The sequence below is a fragment of the Candidatus Nitrospira neuquenensis genome (genome assembly GCF_979578155.1).
This window is the reverse complement of record NZ_CEFZDU010000002.1, coordinates 97,466-123,729: the sequence shown is the minus strand read 5'-3', so window position 1 is coordinate 123,729 and position 26,264 is coordinate 97,466. Positions and strand designations below refer to the sequence as shown.

The window sequence follows — 26,264 nt, the reverse complement described above, 5'->3', positions numbered from 1 at the left end:
CATGGGCCGCTCTCACTCGGCTGTCCAGGCCGACCTCGGCTTCGGCAGCTTCACCCGCTTCATGGGGGCGGGCTCCCGCCGGTTGGCCAGAATGACCGCGTCTTCCACGGCGCCGCAGTTGACGCACCGCACTCCCCAACTCGACGGCCGCCCCGCCTCCCGCCACGGCTCGACCAGTTCCTCGGCCACCAGAAGCCCTCGACATCGGTCACAACGGGCGGCAGTCATCGCTCCACCCCCTCAACGCCGCACGATGAGCGTATCGACTGCGTCAAGCAACCGCCGTGCCACCGGCGAGGGCGAGGCTCAACCCTCGAACTGCGGGGAAACGTTGAAGGGTCTCGTCAGCCGCGCGAGGCGAACGGCGACGCACGCAGGGGGATGAGCGCGAGCGCTGTGGCGGAACCGCACAGCACCCCGCTTCGTGCACGGCCGTCCCGCCGAGCGCTCGGCGCCACGGCGGGGCGACACGCCGGAAGGGTCAGCCCGCACGATTCATGACGGTTCGTCGCGAAACCGTGGAGTCGCGTCGCGAGACGGGCGCGTGGAGCCGCGAAGACCCGAGGCGTCCTTGAAACCGTACGTCGAGGGTCCGAGCGGCGAGCCCGCCGGCCGGCATGCACGGCAGTCGCACGCTGGCTTGTCGCAGCCGCGAATCCGCGGTTGCCGCAGAAGCGCTCATGAATCTGCGGGTCAGTCCGAATCCTTCAGGAGGTAGCGGTCCAGCAGCCGGTAGAGGGCCCAGCGGCTGATGCCGAGCCGCTGGGCGGCGAGGTTCTTGTTCCCCTTGCAGGCCTTGAGGACGGACAGCACGTGGTCGCGTTCCACCCGGTCGAGCGGCTCGCGGGGCGCGGGGGCCGCCGGGGCCGGGCCGTTGTCGGGCGATCGTTCCCGGACCGCCGGCGGCAGGTCCTCGACGGTCAGGACGCGGTTGACGGTCAAGGTCACCGCCCGCTCGATGACGTGCTCCAGCTCGCGCACGTTGCCTGGCCAGGCGAACCGCTGCAAGGCCTCCATCGCTTGCGGGGCGATGCCGGTGACCGGCGGCTCGCGCCGCGCGCCGTAGTGCGCCAGAAAATACTCGGCCAGCATGGGAATGTCCTCGGCCCGCTCCCGCAGCGGAGGCAGGGTCAGCGTGACGGTGTTCAACCGATAGAGCAGGTCGTCGCGGAACTGCCCCTCCCGCACGAGGCGGTGCAGGTCCCGGCGGGAGGCGGCGATCACGCGCAGGTCCACGGGGATCGCCTCGTTGCCACCGACCCGCCGGATTTCCCGTTCCTGCAACACGCGCAGCAGCTTGGCCTGCGCCGCCGGCGAGAGGTCGCCCACCTCGTCCAGCAAGCAGGTGCCGCCGCTCGCCTCCTCCAACAGCCCGCGGCGGAAGAAATCGGCGCCCGAAAAGGCGCCCTTCACGTGGCCGAACAGCTCGCTTTCGATCAGCGTGTCGGGGATGGCGCTGCAGTTGATGGCGATGAAGCGCCTGGACGCCCGGCCGCTGTGGTCGTGGATGGCCCGCGCGACCAGCTCCTTGCCGGTGCCGCTTTCGCCCTGCAGCAGGACGCCGACCTGGCTTGCCGCCACCTTGCCGATCAGCTTGAAGACCTCCAGCATCTTGCGGCTCCGGCCGATCAGGACGGACACCCGCAAGTGGTCGTGGAGGCTCTGCCGGAGGTCGCGATTCTCGTGCACGAGCCGCTGGTGCTCGACGGCCCTGGTCGCGATCAACGTGAGTTCGTCCAGGTTCACCGGCTTGTTGATGTAATCGAACGCGCCGCGCTTCATCGCCTGGACGGCGGTGTCCATCGACCCGAACGCGGTCAGCAGGACCACGGGGGTGTCGGGTGCCGTCTTGCGGAACCACTCCAGGACCTCCAATCCCGAGAGCGCCCCCATGCGGATATCGCTGAACACGACGCCGTACTCCCGCCGGCCACCCATGGCCAGCGCCTCTTCGCCGCTGGTCGCCAGCTCGACCTGAAAGCCGGCCCGGGCGAGCGCTTCTCCCAACATCTCGCCGTGGCGCCGGTCGTCGTCGACGATCAGCGCCCAGGGTTTATGCTCCATGCGCGGAGTCTCCCGACCAGCGGGGCAGATCGACCGTAAACCGGGATCCGCGACCGGGCGCGCTGGCCACCGCCAGCCGCCCGCCGCACGAGGCCACCACCCGGTGACAGACGGCCAGGCCGAGCCCGCTCCCTCCGCCGTCCGACTTGGTGGTAAAGAAGGGATCGAAAATCCGGTCGAGGCGGTCGGGAGGGATACCCACCCCCGTGTCCGCGACCATGAGGCGGATCGCCCCCTCGGCCAAGGCGGGGCTGCCGGCCAGGACGATCAGGCCTTCCGGAGGCGCCGTCACCCGTTCGGCGGTGACCGACAACTCCCCGCCGTCGGGCATGGCCTGGACGGCGTTGGTCAGCAGATTCAACAGCACCCCCTTGAGCGCCGTCCCGTCCCCGGCGGCGTGGGGCAGCTCGGCCGCGAACTTGGTCCAGACGGTGATGCGCTTGCCGGGCAGACCCGGCGCGATCAAGACCAGGGCCTGCCGGACGAGGTCGCCCACGTCCACGGGGGCCAGTCGGATCGGCAAGCGGGTCGAGTCCAGGATGCGGCGGATGATCTCGGTCATCCGCTCGATCTCCGAGCGGATGATGGCCGTCCGTCGGTCCCGGTCCTGCCGATCCGTGTCCTTGGCCAGCATCTGCAGGTGGCCGGAAATCGCGCTCAACGGCGTGCCGAGTTCGTGGGCGACGACGGCCGACAGCTCCCCCAGTTCCGCCAGCTTCTCCACCCGCTCCGCCTGGATGCGAGCCTCCGCCAGGCTCAGGCTGGTCTGCCGCAGCTCCTCCGTGGCCTCCGCCACCTTGGCCAGGAGCGTTTCGTTGAGTCCCCGGATCTCTCCCAGCAACCGCTCCTTCTCGGTGCCGGCTTCCCGGACCCGGTCGAGCAGCCGGTTGTACTGACCGGCCACCTCCCGGATGTCCGACGGCCCCACGAGCGGGGCCTTGCTGGCCAGGTCGCCGCCTTCCGCCTGGCGCATCGCGCGCAGCAACCGGCTGACCGGCCGGTGCACGGCGAACCGGACCAGGAGGAGAAAGATCAGGCAGGTGATCACGACCGCCCCGACCCCGACCTCCTCCGCCAGGAGGGTCTCCGCCCGGATCAGGCTGTCGTACTTCCAGAGGGAAAAACGTCCGCGGAGGGCGCCCTCCACACGCCCCTCGACCTGGACGGGCGCAGTCATGATCCAGGCTCGGTCCGGCACCGAGTCGTCGAATCGCGCGACCGTGCGACCGGCTTCCACCGCGGCCCGCTCCGCCTCGGTCAGCGGCGCGCTGGGGCGCGTCGGGTCGCTGGCGAGGACCAGTTCGGCGGCGCCGTGATCGAATGCGAAGACCTCCAGCCAGCGGATCCCCGGCCGCAGCTCCAGGACGTCCTGAAAGGCTTCGCGGAGGGACTGCACGTCATGGATGTGGTCTCCGGCGTTGCGGACCAGCCGGCTCACCGCGACGGCCGCCCGGTGAAATTCGTCCTGAATATTGCTCGCGGCGGCCTGCTCGATGACCCGCCGGTCCAGAAGATTGACGAGCGCGATGGCGGCCGCGACCAGGCAGACCCCGGTGGCAATTACCCAGGCGAGAATGCCCTTCGGGAAGAGCGCCTTCATAGAAGGAAGCGGCCCCGAGCGCGCGCCATGGGACCGGCGCCTCTCGCGTCGCTGGACAAGCAACCGAAGTGCCACGGCCGCCCGCGGGCCGACCTTCCAACCGACGGAAGATCGGCGCTTTTTCTCGGCGGTCGAGCGGGCCCGGTGGCCGGCGCCAGCCGGCGGCAGCGGCCATGGTGCGGAAGAGCACAGTCCGCACATCGGCGCGCAGCCGGGCGGACGACGGTTCGTCCCGGCGCGGGGCTCCGGAAGCGGCGGACGACTCGACGGGTGCGCGGCGACGAACACGTCCCTCCCGGACCGGGCGAGGTAGCCGCGGACCAGCTCGTTCAGCCTGCGATCGTCGTCGCTGACCGGAACGGTGGCGCCTAGGTCGCCCCCCCCGAAGCGGCTCACCATCCTACCACGCCCGCCCGACGAACGCCGGTCACCGCTCCTCCGGCGGACGCCGCCTACCGGCGTGAGCGGCCCCGCCGCCGCGCCCGCCTATTTCCCCGGGCGGGCGTTTGGAGTATGATGGGCTTCGCCCTCGCGAAACGCGCGGGCCGGGTCCGGCGAGGCCGAGGGATCGCCATGGCGCACAGGGGCATCTTCTCGACATGGCTCTCCCCCCGCCCGGAGGGCGAGCCCCCGCCGACCGGCGAGCACGGCCTGCTCATCCTCGGCGAGCAGGTCCGTCTGCTCTACGCGAACGCCCCCCAGGCCCACATCGCCACCATCGTCAACGTCCTGATCCTGGCCTTCGTCCAGCGCCGGGTGATCCCGGCGTCCATCCTGGCCGGCTGGACGGCCGCGATGCTGGCCGTGACGGTCGGGCGGGCCCTCCTGGTCGTGGCCTACCGGCGAGCCGCGCCGCCTCCCGGCGACGCCGACCGCTGGAACCGCCGGTACGTCGCCAGCGCGGGCCTCCAGGGTCTGGGCTGGGGCGCCGCGAGCGTTCTCCTGTTTCCGCTCGATTCGCTGGCGCATCAGGTCTTCCTCCTGTTCGTGCTGGCCGGCATGGCGGGCGGCGGCCTGGCCGTCCTGACCGCCAGGCTGGAGGCCTTCCTCGCCTACCTCCTGCCCACCCTGCTGCCGGCCACGGCCCGCCTCCTGGTGATGGGTGACGAGATGCACCTCGCCATGGGCCTCATGGCCGCCCTGTACACGGGCGCGCTGATCATCACGGGGCTCCGCCTGCACGGCACCATCCTCGCCTCGCTGGAGCTGCGGTTCGCGAACCAGAACCTCATCGCCTCCCTCGTCGCGGCCAAGAACGCGGCCGAGCGGGGCGCCGAGGAGCTGCGGCAGGAGGTGGCGCGGCGCGGGCGCATCGAGGAGGCCCTCCGCAGGAGCCAGGAGCAGTTGCTCCAGTCGCAGAAGCTCGAGGCGACCGGACGCCTCGCGGGCGGGATCGCCCACGAGTTCAACAACCTCCTCCAGGTCATCAACGGCTACTGCCAGATCCTCTCCCGCCGGCTCCCGCCCAACGACCCCTCGCGCGACGAGCTGGAGGAGATCAAGCGCGCGGGCATCCGCGCCGCCACGCTGACGAGCCAGCTTCTGACCTTCAGCCGGCGGCAGCCCATCCAGCCGACGGTGGTGGACCTGAACGCCGCGGTGGGGAACCTGAGCGAGATCCTCCGCCGGCTGATCGGCGAGGACGTGGAGCTGGTCACGCTGTTCGACCCGCAGGCGGGACCGGTCCGCGCCGACCGCGGGCAGCTCGACCAGATCCTCATCAACCTCGCCCTCAACGCCCGCGACGCGATGCCGTCGGGCGGGCGGCTCACGATCGAGACGGCGCGGGTCGAGATGGACGAGGCGGCCGCACGCGAGCAGGGCCTGCCGCGCCCCGGCGCCTACACGATGCTGGTCGTCTGCGACACGGGCACCGGCATGGACGAAGACACCCTCGTCCGGATCTTCGAGCCCTTCTTCACGACCAAGGAGCCTGGCAAGGGGACGGGGCTGGGTCTGTCCACCGTCTACGGCATGGTCCAGCAGAACGACGGCGCCGTCCGGGTCCAGAGCAAACTCGGTCGCGGGACGACCTTCCGCATCTACCTCCCGCAGACCGACGAGTCGGCGGCGGCGCTCGCGCCGGGGACGGCGGCCGCGGAGACGGCCCGCGGCGCCGAGACCGTCCTGCTGGCCGAGGACGAGGAGGGGGTGCGCACGTTCCTCAAGCGGACGCTGGAGGCACGGGGCTACACGGTCCTCGAAGCGCGCGACGGGCTGGAGGGGTTGCGGCTGTGCCAGCGGCACACGGGGCCGATCCACCTGTTGCTGACCGACGTCGTCATGCCCGGCATGGGCGGCCGCGAGCTGGCCGACCGTGTGATGCGCCTCCACCCGGAGGCCAAGGTGCTCTTCATGTCCGGGTACACGGAGGACACCCGCATCCAGCACGGCGTGCCGCCGGACCTCGTGGCCTACCTGCAGAAGCCCTTCGACCAGGACATGCTCTGGCGGCGGGTGCGAGAGCTGCTGGACGGGCGGAGCTGACCCGCCCCGCGGGGGCCCCGGACACATCCTGCGAGCGTTCATGTCGCGCATCCATCACTGGCGCATCAGGTCGAAGCTGCTCCTGACCATCGCCCCGCTCGTCGTCCTCATGACGGCCGCGGCCGCGTACGGTCTCCACCTCGTCAGCGCCGCCCAGATCGAGAAGATGCTCACCAAGCGGGCCGAGTCGGTCGCGCTCCAGATCATGGCCGACCGGCAGTACTACGCCTCGGTGATCGTCCCGCGCCTGGCCGAGCTGGGGGGCGTCCTCGACGAGACGTACCAGCAGGCGCACGGCCGCTTCCCGCTGCCCGCCACCTACCTGCGCGAGGTGTCGGAATACACGGCGACGCATCGGAACGGCTTCCGGGCCAGCCTCATCAGCCCCTGGCCGATCAACACCGACAAGGGCGTCGTGGACCAGTTCGAGCGGGACGCCTTCGCCTACCTGTCCACCTACCCCAACGGCCGCTTCGAGCGCATCGAGCGCCTGCGGGAGCAGACCGTCCTGCGCTTCATGACCGCCGACCGCGCCATCGCCCAGTCCTGCGTGGACTGCCACAACGCCCACCCGAGGAGCCCGCGGCGCGACTTCAAGCTCAACGACGTGATGGGGGGACTGGAGATCACCTTCCCGGTGGACGAGTACATCCTGGAGGCGCGGCGCCAGTTGCTCATGACGGTCGGCGGGGGGTTCGCCTTCCTCGTCCTGTTCATCGGCATCGTGGACTGGGCCACGCGGCGGACCGTGACCGGGCCGCTGCACGCTCTCCTCGACCGGATGGAAATGCGCCTCAAGATGCGCGACGTGCCCTCCCACCTCGAGTTCTCGGGCGTCGCCGGCAACGAGATGGACCGCTTCGAGGAGGCTTTCAGGCGCATCGAGGAGACGATGGCCGCGCAGCAGGCGGAGATCAAGAAGCAGCAGGACGACATGCAGCGGGCCCACGCGCGGCTCGAGCAGCGGCTCTGGGACAACACCAAGGCCCTCGAGGAGAGCGAGCGGCGATTTCGCAACGTGCTGGACCTGATCCCGGACGCCCTGTTCTACGTGAACCCGCTGGGGGTGATCCAGGCGGTCAACGCCAAGGCCGAGGACCAGGCGGCGCGGACCTCGATGGAGATGGTCGGCCTGGCCCTGCGGGACCTCCTCTCCCCCAACTCCGCCGGCCTCGCCGCCGAGGTCTTCGAGGCCCTCGCCCGCGGCGAGGAGCTGCCCCCCGCCATCCCGCTGGAGGTCGTCCGCTCCACGGGCGGCGTGGCCCGGCTCTCCTTCCACGTCGCCACCCTGCGGGACGACGACCACGTGCTGGGGCACCTGTTCATCGGGCAGGAGCCGGCCCGCCGGGGCCGGTGACGCGGAGGCTCCTCCGCCGGCGGCCCGCCCGGCCGGTCAGGGAATCCCGAGCTGGCGGCACAAGCGGGAGAGGTAGTTCGGCTGGAGCTTGAGCGCGAGCGCGGCCTTGCTCTTGCTGCCCGCCTTCAGGATCGCGTGTTGGATCAGCGCGCGCTTGTGGGCCTGGATGGACTCGTGGAAGGGCAGGTCCATCAGGGACTCGGCCGCCGGCGCCTCGACGGCCGCGACGCCCAGCGCGATGTCCACCGGCTCGATCACCTCGTCGGCCGACAGCACCACCGCCCGCTCGATGGCGTTCTCCAGCTCCCGGACGTTGCCGGGCCAGTCGTGCCGCTCCAGCAGCGTCGCCGCCTCGGGGGCGAGCGTCATCGGCGGCCGCCCGATGTCCCGGCAGAACCGCCCGATGAAGCACCGCGCCAGCGGCAGGATGTCCTGGCGCCGCTCCCGCAGCGGCGGCAGCGGGATCGTCACGACGTTGAGCCGGTAGAAGAGGTCCTTGCGGAACTTCCCCGAGCGGACGGCGGCGGCCAGGTCCTGGTTCGTGGCGGCGATCACGCGGATGTCCACCTTGATCGGGTGCGTGCCGCCGACCCGCTCGAACCCGTGGTCCTGGAGCACCCGGAGCAGCTTGGCCTGCAGCTCCGGCTTCATGTCGCCGATCTCGTCCAGGAACAGCGTCCCGCCGTGCGCGACCTCCAGCAGCCCCTTCTTCTGCTGGTGCGCCCCCGTGAAGGCCCCCTTCTCGTGGCCGAACAGCTCGCTCTCCAGCAGGTGGTCGGAGAGCGCCACGCAGTTGACGGCGACGAAGGGCTTGCCCGCGCGCGGGCTCCAGGCGTGGATCGAGCGCGCGAGGATCTCCTTGCCCACCCCGCTCTCGCCGAGCAGCAGCACCGTCGTCTGGGCCTGCGCCACGCGGCGGGCCAGCGCCACCGCCTCCTTCATGGATGCGCTCTCCCCGACCAGGGTCCGATAGCGCTCCTCCAGCACGCCCTGCAGGTAGCGGTTCTCCTCCTTGATGCTCGTGACGAGCTGCGCGTTCCGCAGGGCCACCGAGGCGTGGGCCGCGAAGGCCGAGAGCAGGTCGAGGTCCGACTGCTCGAAGCGCTGCGCCTTGGTCGTGTTCAGCACCTCGATCACGCCCAGGATCCGGCCCCGGTCCTGGAGCGGCACGGCGAGGATCGAGCTGGTCTGGAACCCCGTGACGCTGTCCACGCGCCCGTCGAAGCGCGGGTCCTTGGCCACGTCGTTGACGAGCAGCGGGCGCCGCTCCTTGACCACCCAGCCCGCGATCCCCTGCCCCGGCTTCAGGCGGATCTCCTTGAGCTGCTCGCTGGCGGGCCCCAGCGGCACCTTGAACACCAGGTCCCCCGTCACCTGGTCCACGAGCAGGAGGCTGGAGGTGTTCGTGCACATCAGCCGGTTCGCCGTGATCAGGATGAGCCGGAGCAGATGGTCGAGGTCCACGGCGGAGGTGAGCAGGTGGCTGAGCTCCAGCAGCGAGGCGAGCTGGTCGAGCGAGGGCTTCGAGGGGACGGGATGGACGTGCAGCAGCCCGTCCACCGTCCGGCCGGCGTCCGCCTCGCGGTCGAGCTCGATCCCGAGATAGAAGGTGTCCTGCGCCTCGTTGCCCCGCGCGGGCGTCGGCGAGGCGGCCCAGATGCTCCGGCCGCGCAGCCAGCACTCGCGCCCGTCGTGGGCGGTGACCTGACACTCGACGAGGACGGGGCCGGCGCGCAGCTCGGCCGGCGGGCAGGGCAGCGGCCCGAGGGTATGGAGGCGCATGCCGTGGGGACAGAGGTCGTAGGCCCAGGCGCTGCCGGCACCGAGGGCCTGGCCGGTTTTCCCGTGCTTGAGCCGGTACTGAACCAGGAAGGAGCGGCGGAGCCGCTGATCCTGCCGCCGCTCGGGTCCGCTGTAGGGCTGCGGAGTCGCGCTCACGGAGAGCTCCGGGCCGAGTGCCGCCGCTTTCGAGGGGCGGGATTCTACCAAGACCGACCGGGCAACACAATGGCCTCGGGACCCGGCGTAGGGGTTGGGCTGTACGTCCGGGGTAACCCGTGGAATTGCCGCGGGTTCAGGCCGCCGGCCCGCGCGCGGCGCGGCGGCGGCGCACCGCCTTCCAGACCTCGACGGCGGGCAGGGGCAGGAGGCCCAGGCCGACGGCGAGCGCCCAGTGTTCCGGGTGCATGGCGGAGACCCGGAACACCTCCCGCGTCCAGGGCACCGTCAGGATCAGCACCTGCAGCAGCAGGGAGCCGCTCACCGCCCACAGGAGGGCGGGGTTCGTCCCGACCCCGATCGCGAAGAGCGAGCGGCGGCCGCTCCGGCAGTTGAAGGCGTGGACGAGCTGGGCCAGCACCAGCACGGTGAAGGCCATGGACCGGGCCTGGGCGAGGTCCTGCTCCAGGCCGTACAGGCAGGAGGCGAAGGCGGCGAGCGCCAGGGCGGCCAGGAACAGGCCCTGGCCGAACATGACGAGGATGCGCGCGCGGCTCAGAATCCGCGCGCCGGGCTTGCGCGGCGGCCGGCGCATCAGGTCCGAGGCCGGTGGGTCCGCGGCCAGCGCGAGGGCCGGAAACCCGTCGGTCACGAGGTTGATCCAGAGGATCTGCACCGGCAGCAGCGGGAGCGGCAGGCCGAGCAGCGCCGCCAACAGCATCAGCAGCACCTCGCTGATGTTGCACGACAGGAGATAGTGCACGGCCTTGAGGATGTTGTCGTAGAGCCCCCGCCCCGTCTCCACGGCCGCGGCGATGGAGGCGAAGTTGTCGTCCGTGACGACCATGGCCGAGGCCTCCTTCGTCACGTCCGTGCCGGTGAGCCCCATCGCGATCCCGATGTCGGCCTCCCGGACCGCCGGCGCGTCGTTCACCCCGTCGCCCGTCATGGCCACGACGGCCCCTCGCGCCTTCCAGGCGCGGACGATCCGCAGCTTGTGCTCGGCGGAGACGCGCGCGTAGACGGCCGTCCGCTCCACCCGCTCGGCCAGCGCCGCGGCGTCGAGCCTGTCCAGCTCCGGGCCGGACAGCGCGCCCCGCCCCTCCTCCAGCAGCCCCAGCTCCCGCGCGATCGCCGCCGCCGTCTCCTTGTGGTCCCCCGTGATCATCACGGTGCGGATGCCGGCCTCCCGGCAGGCCCGGACGGCGGCCAGGGCCTCCGGCCGCAGGGGGTCCTTCATCGCGGCCAGGCCGAGGAACAGGAGGTCCCGCTCCAGCTCCTCCGCCCGCGCCACCGCCGGCGCCCGGTCGAGGACGCGCGACGCGAGCCCGAGCACGCGCAGCCCCTCCCGCGCGAGCGCCGCGTTCGCCGCGAGCGCCCGCGCGCGCCCCTCCGCGTCCAGCGGCTCGACCCGCCCGTCGTCCGCGAGCCGGTGCGTGCAGCGCGCCAGCAGCAGGTCCGGCGCGCCCTTGACGTAGGCCAGGACGCAGTCGCCGGCGCGCCGCACCACCGTCATCATCTTGCGCTCGGGGTCGAAGGGGACCTCGTCCAGGAAGGGCTGCTCCGCCTCCAGGGCGTCCTTCCACAGGCCGGCCTTGGCCGCGGCCACGAGCAGGGCGCCCTCGGTCGGGTCGCCCAGGACCAGCCAGGTCCCACCGTCCCGCCGCAGGTGCGCCCCGTTGCAGAGCACCGCCGCCGTGAGCAGCTCGCGCAGCGCAAGCTCCGCGCGTGAGGCGCCGGGGGCGAGGGATACGGGGTGTCGCGCGGGAGCATCCGCCTCGCCCCTCACGTCAAAGGCGGCACGAATCGCCCCCTCCGGCCCGTAGCCCTCCCCCGTCACCTCGTAGAGCCGGTCCCCGCAGAACAGCCGCGTCACGGTCATCTCGTTCTTCGTCAGCGTGCCGGTCTTGTCCGTGCAGATCACCGTCGTCGAGCCCAGCGTCTCGACGGCCGGGAGGCGCCGGACCAGGGCGTGCCGCCGGACCATGCGGTGGACGCCCAGCGCGAGCGTGATCGTCACGATCGCGGGCAGCCCCTCCGGGATCGCCGCGACGGCCAGGCTCACGGCCGTGAGAAACATCGAGACGAGCGGCTCGCCGCGCAGGAGCCCCAGCAGGAACACCACCGCCACGATGCCCAGCGAGAGGAGCAGCAGGACGTGGCCGAGCTGCTCCAGCCGCCGCTGCAGCGGCGTGGTCTCCGGCTTGGCCCGCTGCATCAGGGTCGCGATGCGGCCCAGCTCCGTCCGGAGGCCGGTCGCCGTCACCAGCGCCCGCCCGCGGCCCGCCGTCGCGACCGTCCCGAAGTAGAGCAGGTTCACGCGGTCGCCGATCGGCAGGTCGCCCGGCGGCAGCGCCGCGGCCTGCTTGTCCACCGGCGTGGACTCGCCGGTCAGGGCCGCCTCCTGCGTGCGGAGCGCCGTGGCATAGACCAGCCGCGCGTCCGCCGGCACCTGGTCGCCCGCCTCCACCTGGATCAGGTCGCCCGGCACCAGCTCGCGGGCCGGGATCGTGCGCCAGGTCCCGTCGCGGCACACTCGGGCCGTCGCGACCGACAGCGTCTTGAGCGCCGCCAGCGACCGTTCCGCCTTGTATTCCTGGACGAACCCCAGCAGCGCGTTCAGCAGGACGATGGCGAGGATGGCCCCGACGTCCACCCAGTCGCCGAGCAGGCCGGACAGGGCGGCGGCCCCGATCAGCACCCAGACGATGAGGCTCCGAAACTGGGCGAGCCACAACAGGAGGGGGGAGGCCGGCGGCGCCTCCGGCAATTCGTTGGGTCCCAGCGCGGCGAGCCGCCGCGCGGCCTCGGCCTCGGAGAGGCCCGCCTCCAGGCTCGCGCCCAGCTCGCCGGCCAGCGCCTCCGGCGCGAGGGCGTGCCACTGCGCCCTGTCGGTCGCCTGCGTCATGCGCCGGCCAGCCTGAACAGCACCCACACCGCCACGCCGTAGCCCGCGATCATCAGCAGGCTGTCCGGCTCGATGAAGCGGTAGCGTTGCTCCGCCCGATAGATGATCCCCATCAGCCCCACGCTCATCAGGAGCATCCCGAAGAGGGCCGTGACCGCGTGCGTGCCGCTCACGGAGCCGAGCAGCGGGCCCGGGCGGTAGGCCAGGTCCGCGAAGAAGAACGCGCCCATGTTGAAGGCGTTGCTGCCGAAGAGGTTGCCCACGGCCAAGTCGAAGGCGCCCAGGCGGACGGCGGCCAGCGAGGTCACCAGCTCCGGGAGCGACGTGGTCACGGCCACCAGCGTCGTGCCGACGAACGTCGTGCCGATGCCGGTCAGCTCCGCGATCTCTCTGGCGGAGGCGGCGAGCAAGGGCGAGGCGGCCAGCAGGACCAGGGCGCAGGCGGCGAAGCCGGCCGAGGCCCGTCGCAACTCGGCCCGGCGCCGCTCGCCCCTCCGGCCCTCGGCCCGCGCGTCCGCCTCCTCCGATGCCTCGACGACCCGCTCCTGCTCGCGGCGCCGGCGCTCCACGTCCTCCTGCCGGAACACGACCCGCATCCCGAGCGCATAGACGAGGAACAGGAGCGCGCTGTCGAGCCCCACGCCCCAGAACGCCAGATCGAGCTTCAGCAGGACGAACAGGGCGGCGAGGCCGACCAGGGCCATGGCGAGGGCGGCGACCAGCGTGTGGCCGAAGGCCGCCTGCCGCCAGACGCGCTTCTTCCGGTGGACCAGGTCGAGGATCCCCAGCGTCAGCATGTTGGTCATGCCCGCGCCGAAGAGGTCGCCGGCGGCGAGGTCCGGCGCCTCGAGCCAGCCGGCGCTCATCGTCGTGAGCACCTCCGGCAGGGAGGTGGCCGCGGCCATCAGGACGACGCCGATCCACAGCCCGCCGAGCCCGGTGTGCTCCGCGATCTCGTCGCCGTACGCCGACAGCTTCGTGCCGGCCAGGACGATGGCGAAGGCGCTCAGGACGAAGATCAGCCAGGGCATGGCGGCATTATCCAGGAGGAACGGTCGGGATGGAAGCGAAACCGCAGCCGGACGATGGGTCCGGTCCGGATTCGCAGGCCGCCGGGCCGCCGCGAATCCGCCTGCCTGTCTCGCCGCCTGCCGGGTCGGCAGACAGGCCTGCCCGGGTCGCCGGCGTCGCGTGCAGATACTCCTCAAGGCCCGTCACCGGAAGCACCGCGCCGATCGGCTGTCCCTCCGCGCCGCCTTGAACCGCCCATCGATCCGCCTCCAAGACACGCTCCAGAGGCCGAAGGACCCGCCGCCCGAGAAACACCCACAGCGGCCCCAGCAGCAATCCCACCAGCAGGACGAGCGACGCCCCATCGGTCAGCCACGACCGTCCCCACACCGGTTCGATCACCCACACCCGTGCGGCTGCCACCACCGCCAGCGCCGTCAGAAGGGCCACCGCTCCCCACAGGACGAATGTCACGCGGAGTTGCGCCATACCGAGCCAGCGCGCCATCCTCACCGTAGCCTCCGCGTAGAGTGAGTGCACGCCGTGCCACTTGGGCCGGCTTTCAGGGGTTCGTCATCGCGGCCGCCCGCTTCATCCGTCGGCGCCCGCCGTCGTCATTCCGAACGCGCCGCCACCTGCGCCGGAGGTCCGTCGGCCCGGCATCGGCGGCGACAGTCTCGGACGACGGCTTCCGGGACGAGCGCGAGGGCCAAGAGCGCGAGCCCCGGAACGATGAGGAGGTCGTCCAGGTGCCCGAGGACGGGGAGGAAATCGGGAATGAGATCGAACGGCAGGAGCGCGTACCCGACCGCCAGCCCCAGGAGCGCCTTCGCCACGATGGGAGTCCTGGGGTCGCGCAGCAGCAGGCGATAGACCGACAGCTCGTCCTTGAACGTCCGGCCCATCGCGCGCAGCGAGCTTCGCACCGACTCCGCCCCGGATGCCGCCTCCCGCTGCTGCCGGCGCCGGCGCCAGATCACGTACACCGGCGGGATGACGATCAGGGTCAAGAGCATGGCCGTGAGCACGCCGCCGACCTGCGGGGCGGCCACGCGCTTCATCACGTCGGCGCCCGTGCCGGTGGCCCACATCACCGGGAGGAGCCCGATCACGTCCACCAGCCCGATCATGGCCATCGGCCGGATGCGCTCCACCGCGCCCGCGTGCACGGTCGCCAGCAGGTCCTCCAGCGTCGTGAGCCCGCCCGCCGCCTTGCGGCGCGCGCAGGCCTCGTCCAGGTAGGCCAGCATGACCGCGCTGGTCTCGGCGGCCGTGCCGACGACCGTGATGATTCCGACCCAGACCGCGATGCTCATGTGGTACTCCAGCTCGGCCAGGTACCAGACGGCCCCCACCAGCGCCAGCGGCACGCCCAGCATGACCATCAGCGTCTCGGCCACGGACCCGAACGTGAGGTAGAACAGGACGAAGATGAGCACGAGCGTGAGCGGGACCACGAGCCGGAGCCGCTCCCAGGCGCGCTCCATGTACTCGTACTGACCGGACCAGGCGATGGTGTAGCCGGGGGGGAGGTGCACCCGCTCGCGCACGACCCGCTTGAGCTCGTCCACGTAGCCGCCCACGTCCCGCCCCGCCATGTCCACGAAGACGTACCCCGCCAGCATCCCGTTCTCATCCCGGATCATCGGCGGGCCGTTCAGCAGCCGCAGGGCGGCGAGCTGCGCGAGCGGCACCTGCGCGCCCGCGGGCGTGTCCACGAGCACGCGCTGGAGCTTCTCCGGATCGTCGCGCAGCTCGCGCAGGTAGCGGACGTTGACCGGGTACCGCTCCCGGCCCTCGATGGCCGTCGTGATGTTCTCGCCCCCGATGGCGGACTCGATCACCCGCCCGACGTCCATCACGGTCAGGCCGTAGCGGGCGATCTCGTCGCGGTTGATCTCGAAGTCGAGGAAGTAGCCGCCCGTGACCCGCTCCGCGTACACGCTGCGGGTGCCGGGGACCGACCGGGCCGCCCTTTCGATGTGCTTGCCGATCTCCTCGATCCGCGCGAGGTCGGGCCCGAAGACCTTGATCCCGACCGGGGTCCGGATGCCCGTCGTCAGCATGTCGATGCGGTTGCGGATCGGCATGGTCCAGGCGTTGGTCACGCCGGGAAACCGGAGCGCCCGGTCCATCTCGTCCACGAGGCCCTCGTGGGTCAGACCCGGCCGCCACTGCGCCTTCGGCTTGAGCGTGACGATCACCTCCATCATGCTGAAGGGCGCCGGGTCGGTGGAGGTTTCCGCCCGCCCCGCCTTCCCGAAGACCCGCTCCACCTCGGGAAACGACCGCAGCTTCCGGTCCATCATCTGCAAGAGCCGTGAGGCCTCGGTGACCGAGAGGCCCGGCAGCGTCGTCGGCATGTAGAGGATCGTGCCCTCGTAGAGCGGCGGCATGAACTCCGCGCCCAGACGCTGGTACGCGGGCACGGCGCTGGCCATCAGCGCGGCCGCCAGGAGCGCGACGCCCCACCGCCAGCGGAGCGCCAGCCGTAGGACGGGCGAATACAGCGCCGCCAGGAGCCGGCTGACGGGATGCCGCCGCTCGGGCAGGATGCGGCCCCGCATGACTGCGGGCAGCGCGGCGGGCACCAGCGTGATCGCCAGCACCGCGCAGGCGGCGATGCCGAGGAAGTTGGTGAAGGCGAGCGGCTTGAACATCCGGCCCTCCTGCGCCTCCAGGACGAAGACGGGCAGGAAGGACACGGCGATGACCAGCAGCGAGCTGAACATGGCCGGCCCGACCTCCTTGGCCGAGGCGATCAGCGCCTCCGTCCGGTCGCCCGGCCGCCCCTCGCGCTCCCAGTCCTCCAGACGCTTGTGCGCGTTGTCCACCATGACGATGGCGGCGTCCACCATGTCGCCGATGGCGACGATGATGCCGCCGAGCGACATGATGTGGAGGCCGATGTCGAGGTAATAGATCACGATGAACGAGATCAGGATCGCCAGGGGCAGCGTGAGGATGGGCAGCAGGGCCGAGCGGACGTGCAGCAGAAAGGCCACGATCAGCACCCCGGTGACGAGCAGCTCCTCGAGGAGGCTCTCGCTTGCCGTCGCGAGGGATTCCCGGATCAGGTCGCTGCGGTCGTAGGTCGTCACCACCTTGACGCCCTTGGGCAGGGAGGGCTCGATCTCCTTGAGCTTGGCCTTGACCCGCTCGATCACCTTGAGGGCGTTCTCGCCGAAGCGCATCACGACGATGCCGCCCGCGACCTCCCCCTCCCCGTCCAGCTCCACGAGGCCGCGGCGCATGTCGGGTCCCAGGCGGACGGTCGCCACGTCGCGCAGGAGGATCGGCGTGCCGTTCTCGTTCACGCCCACCGCGATCTTCTCGATGTCCTCGACCTTCTTGATGTAGCCCCGCCCCCGCACCATGTACTCGACGCCGGAGAACTCCACGACGCGGCCGCCCACGTCGTCGTTGCTCTGCCGGACCTTCTCGACGACGCCGGCGATCGAGAGGCGGTAGGCCTGCACCTTCGTCGGGTCGAGGTTCACCTGGTACTGGCGGACAAAGCCCCCGACGCTCGCGACTTCGGCCACGCCCTCGACGCTCCGGAGCCAGTACCGGAGGTACCAATCCTGGAAGCTGCGGAGCGCGGCGAGGTCGTACCGGCCCGTCTCGTCCACGAGCGCATACTGGAAGACCCAGCCCACACCCGTGGCGTCGGGGCCGAGCTGCGGTGTCACGCCCTCCGGCAGCCGGCCGGCGAGCTGGTTGAGCCGCTCCAGCACGCGCGTGCGCGCCCAGTAGATGTCCGTCCCGTCCTTGAACAGGACGTAGATGTAGGAGTAGCCGAAGTCGGAGAGGCCGCGGACGACGGTGACCTTCGGCGCGGAGAGCAGGGCCGTGACGATCGGGTAGGTGATCTGGTCCTCGACCAGGTCCGGGGAGCGGCCCGGCCAGGTCGTGTAGACGATCACCTGCGTGTCGGAGATGTCGGGCAGCGCGTCCACGGGCGTCCGCTCGAGCGCCCAGAGCCCCGCCGCGGCGAGGGTGAACACCAGCAGGACGACGAGGAAGCGGTTCCTCGCGCTGTACTCGATGATGGCGTTGATCATGGCTCAGCCGACCTCCCCCTCCTGTCCCCCCTCTCCGTCCCCCCTCTCCGTCCCTCCTCTCCGTCACCCTCTCCGTCACCCCGGCGAAAGCCGGGGCCCAGTCCCGTCACCCCGGCGAAAGCCGGGGCCCAGTCCGAACTCCCTGGATTCCGGCTTGCGCCGGAATGACGGAGGGCGGGCGCGTCCCCCCGGTCCAGTCCGTCACCCCGGCGAAGGGTTCCCCCTCTGCGTCACCCCGGCGAAAGCCGGGGCCCAGTCCCGTCACCCCGGCGAAAGCCGGGGCCCAGTCCGAACTCCCTGGATTCCGGCTTGCGCCGGAATGACGGAGGGCGGGGGGCCAGTCGGAACCCTGGATTCCGGCCCCGGATTCACAATGTCCGGGGTGACGACCTTGCGCCGGAATGACGGATCGCGAGAACACCCGGTCCAGCCGCTGTCCCGCTCACTTCATCCCCATCCCGCCCATGCTGTCCACGGCCGCCTTCAGACGACTCTCGCTGTCGATGAGGAAATTGGCGCTGGTGACGACATGCTCGCCCTCCTTGAGACCCGCGACGACCTCGTAGTAGCGCTCGGCCTTGACCCCGATCGCGATCGGGCGGGGCTCCAGGCGCCCACCCCCGTGGTGGATGAAGACGAGCGGCGTCCGGCCGGACTCGATCACCGCCTCCTGCGGCACGGCCAGCCTCGTGCCGAGGCCCGCGCGCAGCTCCACGTTGGCGTACATGTCCGGCTTGAGCTTCTCGCCCGGGTTGTCCAGCTCGAACCGCACCTTGGCCGTCCGGGTCTTGGGGTCGAGCGTGGGATAGATGAACCCGACGCGCGCGTGCAGCTTCGCGGCCGGGTCGTACGACAGGGTGACGGTCGCACCCTGCCCGACCTTGACGACGGGCAGCTCGTATTCGTAGATGTCCGCGAAGAGCCAGACGTGGGAGAGGTCCGCGATCGTGTACAGCTCCTGGCCCGGCTCGACGTGCTCGCCCTGCAGGATCCCCTTCTTGACCACCGTGCCCGTGATCGGGGAATGGATCGGCAGCGTCCGCACCACGGCGCCGGTGCGCTCGAGATCCCGGATGTGCGCCTCGTCGATGTCCCAGAGATGAAAGCGGTGGCGCGCGGCCTCCAGCAAGTCCTTGGAGCTGCTCGCGACCTCCGGGAACCGGCTCTCGCCGAGCCGCCTGCTGCCCTCCAGCGCCAGCAGGTACTCCTCCTGGGTGGCGACCAAGTCCGGGCTGTAGATCGTGAAGAGGACCTGGCCCTTGACGACATGGTCACCCGTCGCGCTCACGAAGAGCCGCTCGATCCAGCCGTGGAACTTGATCGTCACCTTGGCGAGGCGGCGCTCGTCCATCGCCACCCGGCCGACCGTGCGGATGGTCTTCTCCAGCGGCCGGCGCGCGACCGCCTCGTACTTCACGCCGATCGTCTGCAGCCGCTCCGGCGCGACCGTGATGAGGCCCGCCTCGGGCGCGGGGGCTTCCGTTTCACGTTTCACGTCTGCCGCGTCACGCTTCATATCCATGCCCGGCATGCCCGGCATCGAGCCGGACGGCGAGGACGCCGGCACCCGCGTCATGAGCCAATAGCCGCCGGCCGCGCCCGCCGCGAGCAGCAGCAGGAGCCCGGCCGCCAGGGGCCGTCTGGTCATGGCGCGGGCCTCCCCTCCGCCGGTCGAGGCGACAGCGGCCCGCCCGTGAGCGCCTCCAGGCGCGCCACCGCGCGCTCGTGCGCGACCATTTCGCCGTGCAGCTCCAGCTCGCTTTCCTGGAGCGTGAGCAGGCTGTTCAGGAGGGTGAGAAAGTCCACCTTGCCGACCGCGTACCCCGCCTGCGCCGCGCGGAGCGCGAGGGTGGACTGCGGGATGATGGCGTCCCGCAGGATCGCGATCAGCCGCTCGGCGCGCTGCGTCTGCACGTAGGCGTCCTTCAACTGAAAGAGCGTCTCCTGCCGCGCCGCGGCCCGATCCTCCCGCGCGCCCGCGAGCCCGGCCAGCGCCTCCTTCACGCCCTGACGCTGCTTGGTCTCGTAGAACAGGGGAATCCGGACCCCCAGCATCACCTGGTAGCCGTTCTGGCTGATGAGGTCGTTGCGCAGGCCCAGCGCGTTCACGTCGAAGTCGGGATAGTACTGGCGCCGCGCGAGCGACACGGCTTGCTCGCTCCGCTCGATGCCCTTGGCCGTGGCCAGGAGCACGGGCGAGTACGCCTCGGCCCGCTTGGTCAGCTCGGGCAGGGAGATCGTCAGGATCGGAATCTGGATCTCCTCCGGCGTGCCCAGCGGGTCCATCGGCGGCCGGTTCAGCAGCTTGTTGATCGCCGCGTGGAGGCTCTCCTTCTGCTGCTCCAGCACCGCCAGCCGGTCGAGCACCCGCGAGATTTCGACCTGGGCGCGGAAGACGTCCTGCTGCGCCGCCTGCCCGACGCTGTAGCGCGCCTTGGCCGTCTTCTCGAACTGGACGAGCAGGCCCTTGTTCCGCCCGACGATCTCGATGCTCTTGTGGACGAAGTGGAGCGAGTAGTAGGCCTCCTTGAGCGCGGCGATCAGCCGGAGCCGGACGGCCTGGTATTCCTGCTCCAGCCGCTCCGCCTCCTTCGCCGCCACCTCGCCCTTGAGCGCGAGCTTGCCGGGGAAGGGGATCTCCTGCCCGATCCCGTACAGGGCCCCCTTTAGCGGCTCGACCATCGGCATCCGCTGGTAGCCGAACTGGAGCCTGGGATCGGGCAGCGTCTGCACCTGCGGCACGACGGCCTTGGCCGCCTCCCACCGCTCACGGGCGGCCTTGATCTCGGGGTTGCGGTCGGTCATCTCGTCGACCAGGGCGGACAGCGGGAGCCTCGGCTCCTCCGCGGCCAGGACGGGCTGAACCGGCAGGAGCAGGCCCAGGCCGACGACGGCCTGAAGAACGATGAAACGTCGGTGATGGAATCTCATGGCGCACCTCTTCACGGATCAAGAGAGAAAGCTCTCAGCGATGCCCTCATTCCGGCCTCCGTCATTCCCCCTCCGTCATTGCGGCGCAAGGTCGTCACCCCGGACATTGTGAATCCGGGGCCGGAATCCAGGTCCGACTGGCCCCCCACCCCCCGTCATTCCGGCGCAAGCCGGAATCCAGGGTTCCGGACTGGGCCCCGGCTTTCGCCGGGGTGACGGGACTGGACCCCGGCGTCCGCCGGGGTGACGGACTGGACCGGGGTGACGACCCCACCTTCCGTCATTCCGGCGAACGCCGGAATCCAGGATTGGGACCGGCCCCCTGTCCCGGACGTGTCCAATCCGGGGCCGGGACGACGGCGGGGTGCCATCGGCTGACCGCTGACCGCGACCGACTCTGTCGGCGACTCAGATGCGGAAGGTGGAGAGGCGCGCGTAGAGCGGCGGGCCGCTCTCGCCGGGGTACAGCGAAGGAGAGGAGAAGGCGGCACGGAGGAGCGGCCCCTGGGCCATGACCGTGGCGGCGAGGCTTGCGGCGGCGAAGAAAGCGCCCTCGGCCTTGCCGCCGCCCTTCGGCGAGGCGGGCAGCGAAGCCTGGCAGGCGCCGGTCTCGCCCATCGCCATCGGCCCGTGATCGCCCATGAGCCTGTCGGCCATGGCGACGGGGGGGAGCATCGTGCAGAGGGCGGCCAGGACCTGGCAGAGGAAGATCACGGCGATCAGGAGGATCGCCAGCGCCGGTCGGCCTTGCCGAACTGCGACGAGCATGCCCCTAGTCTACTCCCCCGCCCGGGCCGTGGCAATCGCCGACGTTACCGGACCACGAGCACCGAGCCGGCGCTGTGCTGCACCAGCTTCGTGGACACGCTACCGAGCAGGAAGCGCGCGACCGCGCCGAGCCCCTTCGCGCCGGCGACGATCAGGTCCGGCTTCTTGCGCCCCGCGACCGCGAGGATCTCGTCCGCCGGGTGGCCGAGCTTGAGCTGCGTCTCGACGCGGTAGCCGGCCTTCGCGAGCCGCTCCGCCTGCCGGTCCACCAGCGCCCGCCCCGCCTCCTTGAGCTCCGGATAGCGCAGGAAGGGCAGGACGTGCAGGACGGTCACCGCGACGTCCACGGCCACGTCGTTCGGCAGCACGAGTCGCGGCCTCAGGCGCTTCGCCAGGAACTCGCCGGCCTTGGCCGAGGGCCTGGAGCCGTCCACCGCCAGCAGCACCGAGCGGACCGGCCGCGCCGGCTCCTTGACCACGAGCACCGAGCCGCGCGCATGCTGCGCGACCCGTCCGGAGACGCTCCCGAGCAGGAACCGGTCGAGCGCGTCGAGGCCGCGCTGGCCGATCAGGGTCAGCGAGCCGGGACCCGCATGACGCAGCAGCGACTCGGCGACCGGCCCCCGCTCGAGGACGACGCGGCCGGCCAGCCCGAGGGCCGCGAGCCGCGCCCGCGCGTCCGCCGCCACCCGCTTGCCGCCCGCCTCGGCCTTCCGAATCTCCGCCTGGATGTAGCGCTCGGTCGAGGCCATGACCGGCTGGATCAACGCCGGCGTCCGGAGCGCGGCTAGGTCCAGCACGTGCACCGCCGTCACCAGAGCGCGTTCGGCCAGCGGCAGCCGCGCCGCCCATTCCATCGCCCACCCACCGTACTTCGAGCCGTCCACCGCGACCGTTATCTTCATCAACGCCCCTCCGTCTATCGGCGAGCCATCGGCGTGAGTTGCGAGTCTTGAGTGCTCCGTCGAGCGCCGAATTCGCCGGAGTGACGACGCTCCGCCTCGACTCCACGCTCACGACTCAGCACTCAACACTCCATCTCCGCCACTCGTACCCTGGGCGCGAGCCGCTGCACGTCGGCGAGCCGGCAGAGCTGGTTGCCCGGCGCCAGCGTCGCCGCGGTACCCGCGGCGGTCGCGTACCGCACCGCCTCCTCCAGCGTCTTGCCGCCCGCCAGCTTGATGACGAAGCCGGCCACGGTCGAGTCGCCCGCGCCGACCGTGCTCCGGACCGTGACCGCCGGCGGCACAGCGCGCAGCACGACCGTCGGGCCGCCCCTCCCGTCCTCCCCGACGACGAGGAGCCCCCGCCGGCCGCGCGACACGATGACCACCGCCACGCCGCGGCGGTGCAGGGAAGCGGCCGCCGCCAGGACCTCCGCCGTCGTCCGCAGCGGCCGCCCCACCGCGCGGCGCAGCTCGTTCACGTTCGGCTTGACCGCGAAGGGCCGGGCCCGCAGCCCCGCCCGGAGCGCGGCCCCGTCCGCGTCGAGGACCGCCCGCGCCCCGCGCCCCTGGACCAGGCGGATGAGCCGCTCGTAGGTGTCCGCGGGCAGGCCGCGCGGCAGGCTCCCGCCCATGACGACGTAGGCGTCGCGCAGGTCCAGGAGGCGCAGGTGGGCGAGGAAGGCCCGCCACTCGCCCGCCGTCACCGACGGCCCGGCCGCGTTGAGGATGGTCTGCGTCCCCTCGCCGGTCGCGCTGATGATGACGTTCCGGCGGGTTTCCCGCGCGATCGGCGTGAAGTAGGAGGTGACCCCCTCCCGCTTGAGCAGGTCCGTGATGATCCGCCCGTTGTGCCCGCCGATGAAGCCCAGGGCCATGCTGTCGCCGCCCAGGTGCCGGATCGCGCGCGAGACGTCGATGCCCTTGCCGCCGGCGAAGAGACACTCGGAGCGCAGGCGGTTGGCGTCGTCCAGGCGCAGCCGCTCCACCTCCATGTACTGATCGAGCGCCGGGTTGAGCGTGATGGTGTAGATCATGATGAGCCAAGCACCGTCGCCCCGGCGCCGGTTCCCCCCCAGTCCGTCACCCCGGCGAAAGCCGGGGCCCAGTCCGTCACCCCGGCGAAAGCCGGGGCCCAGTCCGGAACCCTGGATTCCGGCCTTCGCCGCAATGACGGCAACGACGGCCGACAGCTTGCTTCATCAACAAATCCTCGGCAACTGCTCGCCTGAGAGGAGATCGAGCACCCGCCTGGTCCCCAGAACCGTCCGCAGCGTCACGAGCGGTCCCTCCGCGCCGACCGTCCCAATCTCCCGTGCGTCACGCGAGACCTCGCACGCCCGCAGGGCCGCGAGCGCCGCCTCGACCCGATCGGGCTGCACGAAGGCGACGAACCGTCCCTCGTTGGCCACGTACAGGGGATCGAGCCCCAGCACCTCGCAGGCGCCGCGCACCGCGTCGCGCACGGGAATCGCCCGCTCCTCGATCGTCATCCCGACGCCGGCCGCCGCGGCGATCTCGTTCAGCGCGCTCGCCAGCCCGCCGCGCGTCAGGTCGCGCAGGCAGTGGACCTCCGCGCCACAGGCCAGGAGCCCGGCGACGGCCTCGTGCAGCGGCGCCGCGTCGCTCGCGAGGTCGCCCCCGAAGGCCAGGCCCTCGCGGACGCTCATCACGGCCACCCCGTGCGCGCCGACGTCGCCGCTCAGGATGATCCGATCCCCGGCCCTGACTTGCCCGGGGCCGATCGTCATCCCCGGCGGCACCAGGCCGACGCCCGCCGTGTTGACGAAGAGCCCGTCGCCCTTCCCACGATCCACCACCTTCGTGTCGCCCGTCACGATCTGGACGCCGGCCGCCCGCGCGGCCCGCGCCATGGAGGCCGCCACGCGGTCGAGCGTCGCGAGGTCGAGTCCCTCCTCCAGGATGAAGCCGGCGCTCAGGTAGAGCGGCGTCGCCCCGCACATGGCGAGGTCGTTCACCGTTCCGTACACGGCCAGGCTCCCGATGTCCCCGCCGGGGAAGAACAGCGGGCGGACCACGTAGGAGTCGGTCGTGAAGGCCAGCGTCCCGCCCGCGAACGGCACCGCCGCCCCGTCGTGCAGCGGCCGCAGGTGCGGGTTGTCGAAGGCGCAGAGAAAGACCTCGCGGATCAGCTCCTGCATGAGCCGCCCGCCCCCGCCGTGGGCGAGCTTCACCCGGCCGCCGTCCCCCGCCGGCCTCGGGCAATGCAGCGCGAACGACTCGCCCTCTTGCTCGTCGTCTCTCACCTCCTACCCCTCACCTTTCACGCCTCATGTTTTACCCATCCGTTGATACAGATAGTACGCCGCGCAGGCCCCCTCGGACGACACCATCGGCGCGCCGAGCGGCCGCTCCGGCGTGCAGCGGGTCCCGAAGGCGGGACAGTCCGGCGGCTTGAGCCGCCCCTGGAGCACCAGCCCGGACCGGCAGTCCGGGTCCTCGACGCCCGGCGCGCCCGCGCGCGCGAGCGCCTCGGCGAACCGCCTGGCCGCATCGAAGGCCGCGTAGGGCCCGCGCAGCGCGAGCCCGCTCCTCGGGATCTCCCCGATCCCCCGCCAGGCACGGGTATCGGGCTCGAACACCTCGGCCACCGCCGCCTGGGCCTCGCGGTTCCCCTCCCGCCGCACCGAGCGCCGGTATTGGTTCGCCACCTCGGCCCGCCCCTCCTCGAGCCGCTCCACGAGCATCCAGAGGCCCTCCAGGATGTCCAGCGGCTCGAAGCCGGTCACGACGATCGGCACCCGAAAGCGCGCGGCGAGCGGCTCGTACTCCTCGTAGCCGACCACCGTGCAGACGTGGCCGGCGGCCAGGAAGCCCTGGACGCGGTTGCCCGGCGCGGTCAGGATCGCCTCGATCGCCGGCGGCACGAGGACGTGGGCGACCAGGAGGCTGAAGTTCCCGACGCCGAGGCGGGCCGCCTGGAGGACCGCCATGGCCCAGGCCGGTGCGGTCGTCTCGAATCCCACGGCGAAGCCCACGACCTCGCGGTCGGGATTGGCCCGCGCCAGCGCCAGCGCGTCGAGCGGCGAATAGACGATTCGCACGTCGCCGCCGGCGGCCTTCACGCCGGCCAGGTCGCCGCGGGAGCCGGGCACGCGGAGCATGTCCCCGAAGGTGCAGAGGATGACGCCGGGCTGCGCGGCGAGGCCGAGGGCCTGGTCGATCAGCCCGACCGGCGTCACGCAGACCGGGCAGCCGGGCCCGTGCACCAGCTCAAGCGACGGCGGCAGGAGCGCCTCCAACCCGAAACGCACGATCGCGTGGGTCTGCCCGCCGCAGACCTCCATCACGGTCCAGGGGCGGGTGACCCTCTTCCTGATCGCGTCGGCCAGCGCCGCCGCAGCGCGGCCGTCTCGGAATTCGTCGAGGTACTTCATGGGAAATCAGTCGGCCTTCAACATTGCCATTCCGGCCAAGGGGTCGTCACCCCGGCCCAGTCCGTCACCCCGGCGAAGGGTTCCCCCTCTGCGTCACCCCGGCGCACGCCGGGGTCCAGTCCCGTCGCCCCGCCCGTCACCCCGGCGAACGCCGGGGTCCAGTTCCGAGTCTGTGCAAGTCGGACCTGGATTCCGGCCTCCGCCGGAATGACGGAGGGTGGGGTCGTCACCCCGGTCCAGTCCGTCACCCCGGCGCCGGTTCACCCCCAGTCCGTCACCCCGGCGAAAGCCGGGGTCCAGTCCGAACTCCCTGGATTCCGGCTTCCGCCGGAATGACGGAAGGGATGGCCAATGATCCGAGACATGCCACCAGTCCGTCACCCCGGCGAAGGGTTCCCCCTCTGCGTCACCCCGGCGCACGCCGGGGTCCAGGATTCGGACCTGGATCCCGGCCCCGGATGAAAAATGTCCGGGGTGACGACCTTGCGCCGGAATGACGAGCCGTAGGAGCTGACTGCCTATCGCCGAGGGCGGACAGCGTGTCCAACGTCTGTTTCGCCGCAGCCTCGTCGAGCCGGCCGATCGCGAAACCCGCGTGGACGATCACGTAGTCGCCGACCGCGGCCTCCGGCACGAGCGCAAGCGACACAGCCTTCCTCGCCCCGCCGAAGGACACCGTCGCCGTGCGCAGCTCATCCGCGCCGATCTCGACCACCCGTCCCGGAATCGCCAGACACATCCCGTCCCCTCTCCCTTCCTCTTATCCCTTACTCCTGACCTCTTCCCTCTCCCCT

General features: G+C 71.4%; 18 protein-coding genes. 2 read left to right on the top strand and 16 right to left on the bottom strand.

The features are described from left to right. Positions 1-12 precede the first annotated feature (12 nt). From AC1U7O_RS01140 to AC1U7O_RS01130, 3 genes are all read right to left on the bottom strand, one after another. Complete coding sequence (locus tag AC1U7O_RS01140; RefSeq protein WP_479892712.1) at positions 13-189, bottom strand: hypothetical protein; 177 nt, start codon at positions 187-189, stop codon at positions 13-15. Positions 190-693: 504 nt separating this feature from the next. Continuing rightward, on the bottom strand, positions 694-2,064 hold the full coding sequence (locus AC1U7O_RS01135) for a sigma-54-dependent transcriptional regulator (protein ID WP_479892711.1): 1,371 nt from the start codon (positions 2,062-2,064) through the stop codon (positions 694-696). After that, a complete protein-coding gene (locus AC1U7O_RS01130) occupies positions 2,054-3,664 on the bottom strand; it encodes a sensor histidine kinase (RefSeq protein WP_479892710.1) in 1,611 nt (536 codons plus the stop codon). Before AC1U7O_RS01130 ends, AC1U7O_RS01135 begins: the two co-directional genes overlap by 11 nt. Positions 3,665-4,237: 573 nt before the next feature. Here AC1U7O_RS01130 and AC1U7O_RS01125 point away from each other — a divergent pair. Both AC1U7O_RS01125 and AC1U7O_RS01120 read left to right on the top strand, forming a co-directional pair. Then, positions 4,238-6,151 (top strand): ATP-binding protein, encoded by a 1,914-nt coding sequence (locus AC1U7O_RS01125; RefSeq protein ID WP_479892709.1) that lies wholly within the window; start codon positions 4,238-4,240, stop codon positions 6,149-6,151. A gap of 40 nt (positions 6,152-6,191) precedes the next feature. Then, complete coding sequence (locus tag AC1U7O_RS01120) at positions 6,192-7,508, top strand: c-type heme family protein (protein ID WP_479892708.1); 1,317 nt, start codon at positions 6,192-6,194, stop codon at positions 7,506-7,508. Between the two features lie 36 nt (positions 7,509-7,544). On the opposite strand, the gene AC1U7O_RS01115 is transcribed toward AC1U7O_RS01120, so the two are convergent. From AC1U7O_RS01115 to AC1U7O_RS01055, 13 genes are all read right to left on the bottom strand, one after another. Further along, entirely contained in the window at positions 7,545-9,446 is a 1,902-nt protein-coding gene (locus AC1U7O_RS01115) for a sigma-54-dependent Fis family transcriptional regulator (RefSeq protein WP_479892707.1), read from the bottom strand. 136 nt (positions 9,447-9,582) lie between these two features. After that, entirely contained in the window at positions 9,583-12,354 is a 2,772-nt protein-coding gene (locus AC1U7O_RS01110; protein ID WP_479892706.1) for a cation-translocating P-type ATPase, read from the bottom strand. Next, entirely contained in the window at positions 12,351-13,385 is a 1,035-nt protein-coding gene (locus tag AC1U7O_RS01105; RefSeq protein WP_479892705.1) for a sodium:calcium antiporter, read from the bottom strand. The genes AC1U7O_RS01110 and AC1U7O_RS01105 overlap by 4 nt, the downstream gene beginning before the upstream one ends. 7 nt (positions 13,386-13,392) lie before the next feature. Beyond that, positions 13,393-13,872 (bottom strand): hypothetical protein, encoded by a 480-nt coding sequence (locus AC1U7O_RS01100; RefSeq protein WP_479892704.1) that lies wholly within the window; start codon positions 13,870-13,872, stop codon positions 13,393-13,395. A gap of 107 nt (positions 13,873-13,979) precedes the next feature. Further along, on the bottom strand, positions 13,980-17,429 hold the full coding sequence (locus AC1U7O_RS01095; protein WP_479892703.1) for a CusA/CzcA family heavy metal efflux RND transporter: 3,450 nt from the start codon (positions 17,427-17,429) through the stop codon (positions 13,980-13,982). A gap of 442 nt (positions 17,430-17,871) precedes the next feature. Then, positions 17,872-19,077: an efflux RND transporter periplasmic adaptor subunit gene (locus AC1U7O_RS01090; RefSeq protein WP_479892702.1), complete on the bottom strand. Its 1,206-nt coding sequence runs from the start codon at positions 19,075-19,077 to the stop codon at positions 17,872-17,874. Further along, a complete protein-coding gene (locus AC1U7O_RS01085; RefSeq protein ID WP_479892701.1) occupies positions 19,074-20,360 on the bottom strand; it encodes a TolC family protein in 1,287 nt (428 codons plus the stop codon). The genes AC1U7O_RS01090 and AC1U7O_RS01085 overlap by 4 nt, the downstream gene beginning before the upstream one ends. 408 nt (positions 20,361-20,768) lie before the next feature. Then, entirely contained in the window at positions 20,769-21,128 is a 360-nt protein-coding gene (locus AC1U7O_RS01080; RefSeq protein WP_479892700.1) for a hypothetical protein, read from the bottom strand. A 44-nt stretch (positions 21,129-21,172) separates the two neighbouring features. Continuing rightward, positions 21,173-22,033: a universal stress protein gene (locus tag AC1U7O_RS01075; protein WP_479892699.1), complete on the bottom strand. Its 861-nt coding sequence runs from the start codon at positions 22,031-22,033 to the stop codon at positions 21,173-21,175. 122 nt (positions 22,034-22,155) lie between these two features. After that, the gene (gene pfkB, locus AC1U7O_RS01070) at positions 22,156-23,109 is read right to left on the bottom strand and encodes a 1-phosphofructokinase (RefSeq protein WP_479892698.1); all 954 of its coding nucleotides are present in this window, start codon (positions 23,107-23,109) and stop codon (positions 22,156-22,158) included. Positions 23,110-23,274: 165 nt separating this feature from the next. After that, complete coding sequence (gene hypE, locus AC1U7O_RS01065; RefSeq protein ID WP_479892697.1) at positions 23,275-24,339, bottom strand: hydrogenase expression/formation protein HypE; 1,065 nt, start codon at positions 24,337-24,339, stop codon at positions 23,275-23,277. A gap of 24 nt (positions 24,340-24,363) precedes the next feature. Continuing rightward, the gene (gene hypD / locus AC1U7O_RS01060; RefSeq protein WP_479892696.1) at positions 24,364-25,470 is read right to left on the bottom strand and encodes a hydrogenase formation protein HypD; all 1,107 of its coding nucleotides are present in this window, start codon (positions 25,468-25,470) and stop codon (positions 24,364-24,366) included. 406 nt (positions 25,471-25,876) lie between these two features. Then, positions 25,877-26,209: a HypC/HybG/HupF family hydrogenase formation chaperone gene (locus AC1U7O_RS01055; protein ID WP_479892695.1), complete on the bottom strand. Its 333-nt coding sequence runs from the start codon at positions 26,207-26,209 to the stop codon at positions 25,877-25,879. Between the last annotated feature and the right edge of the window lie 55 nt (positions 26,210-26,264).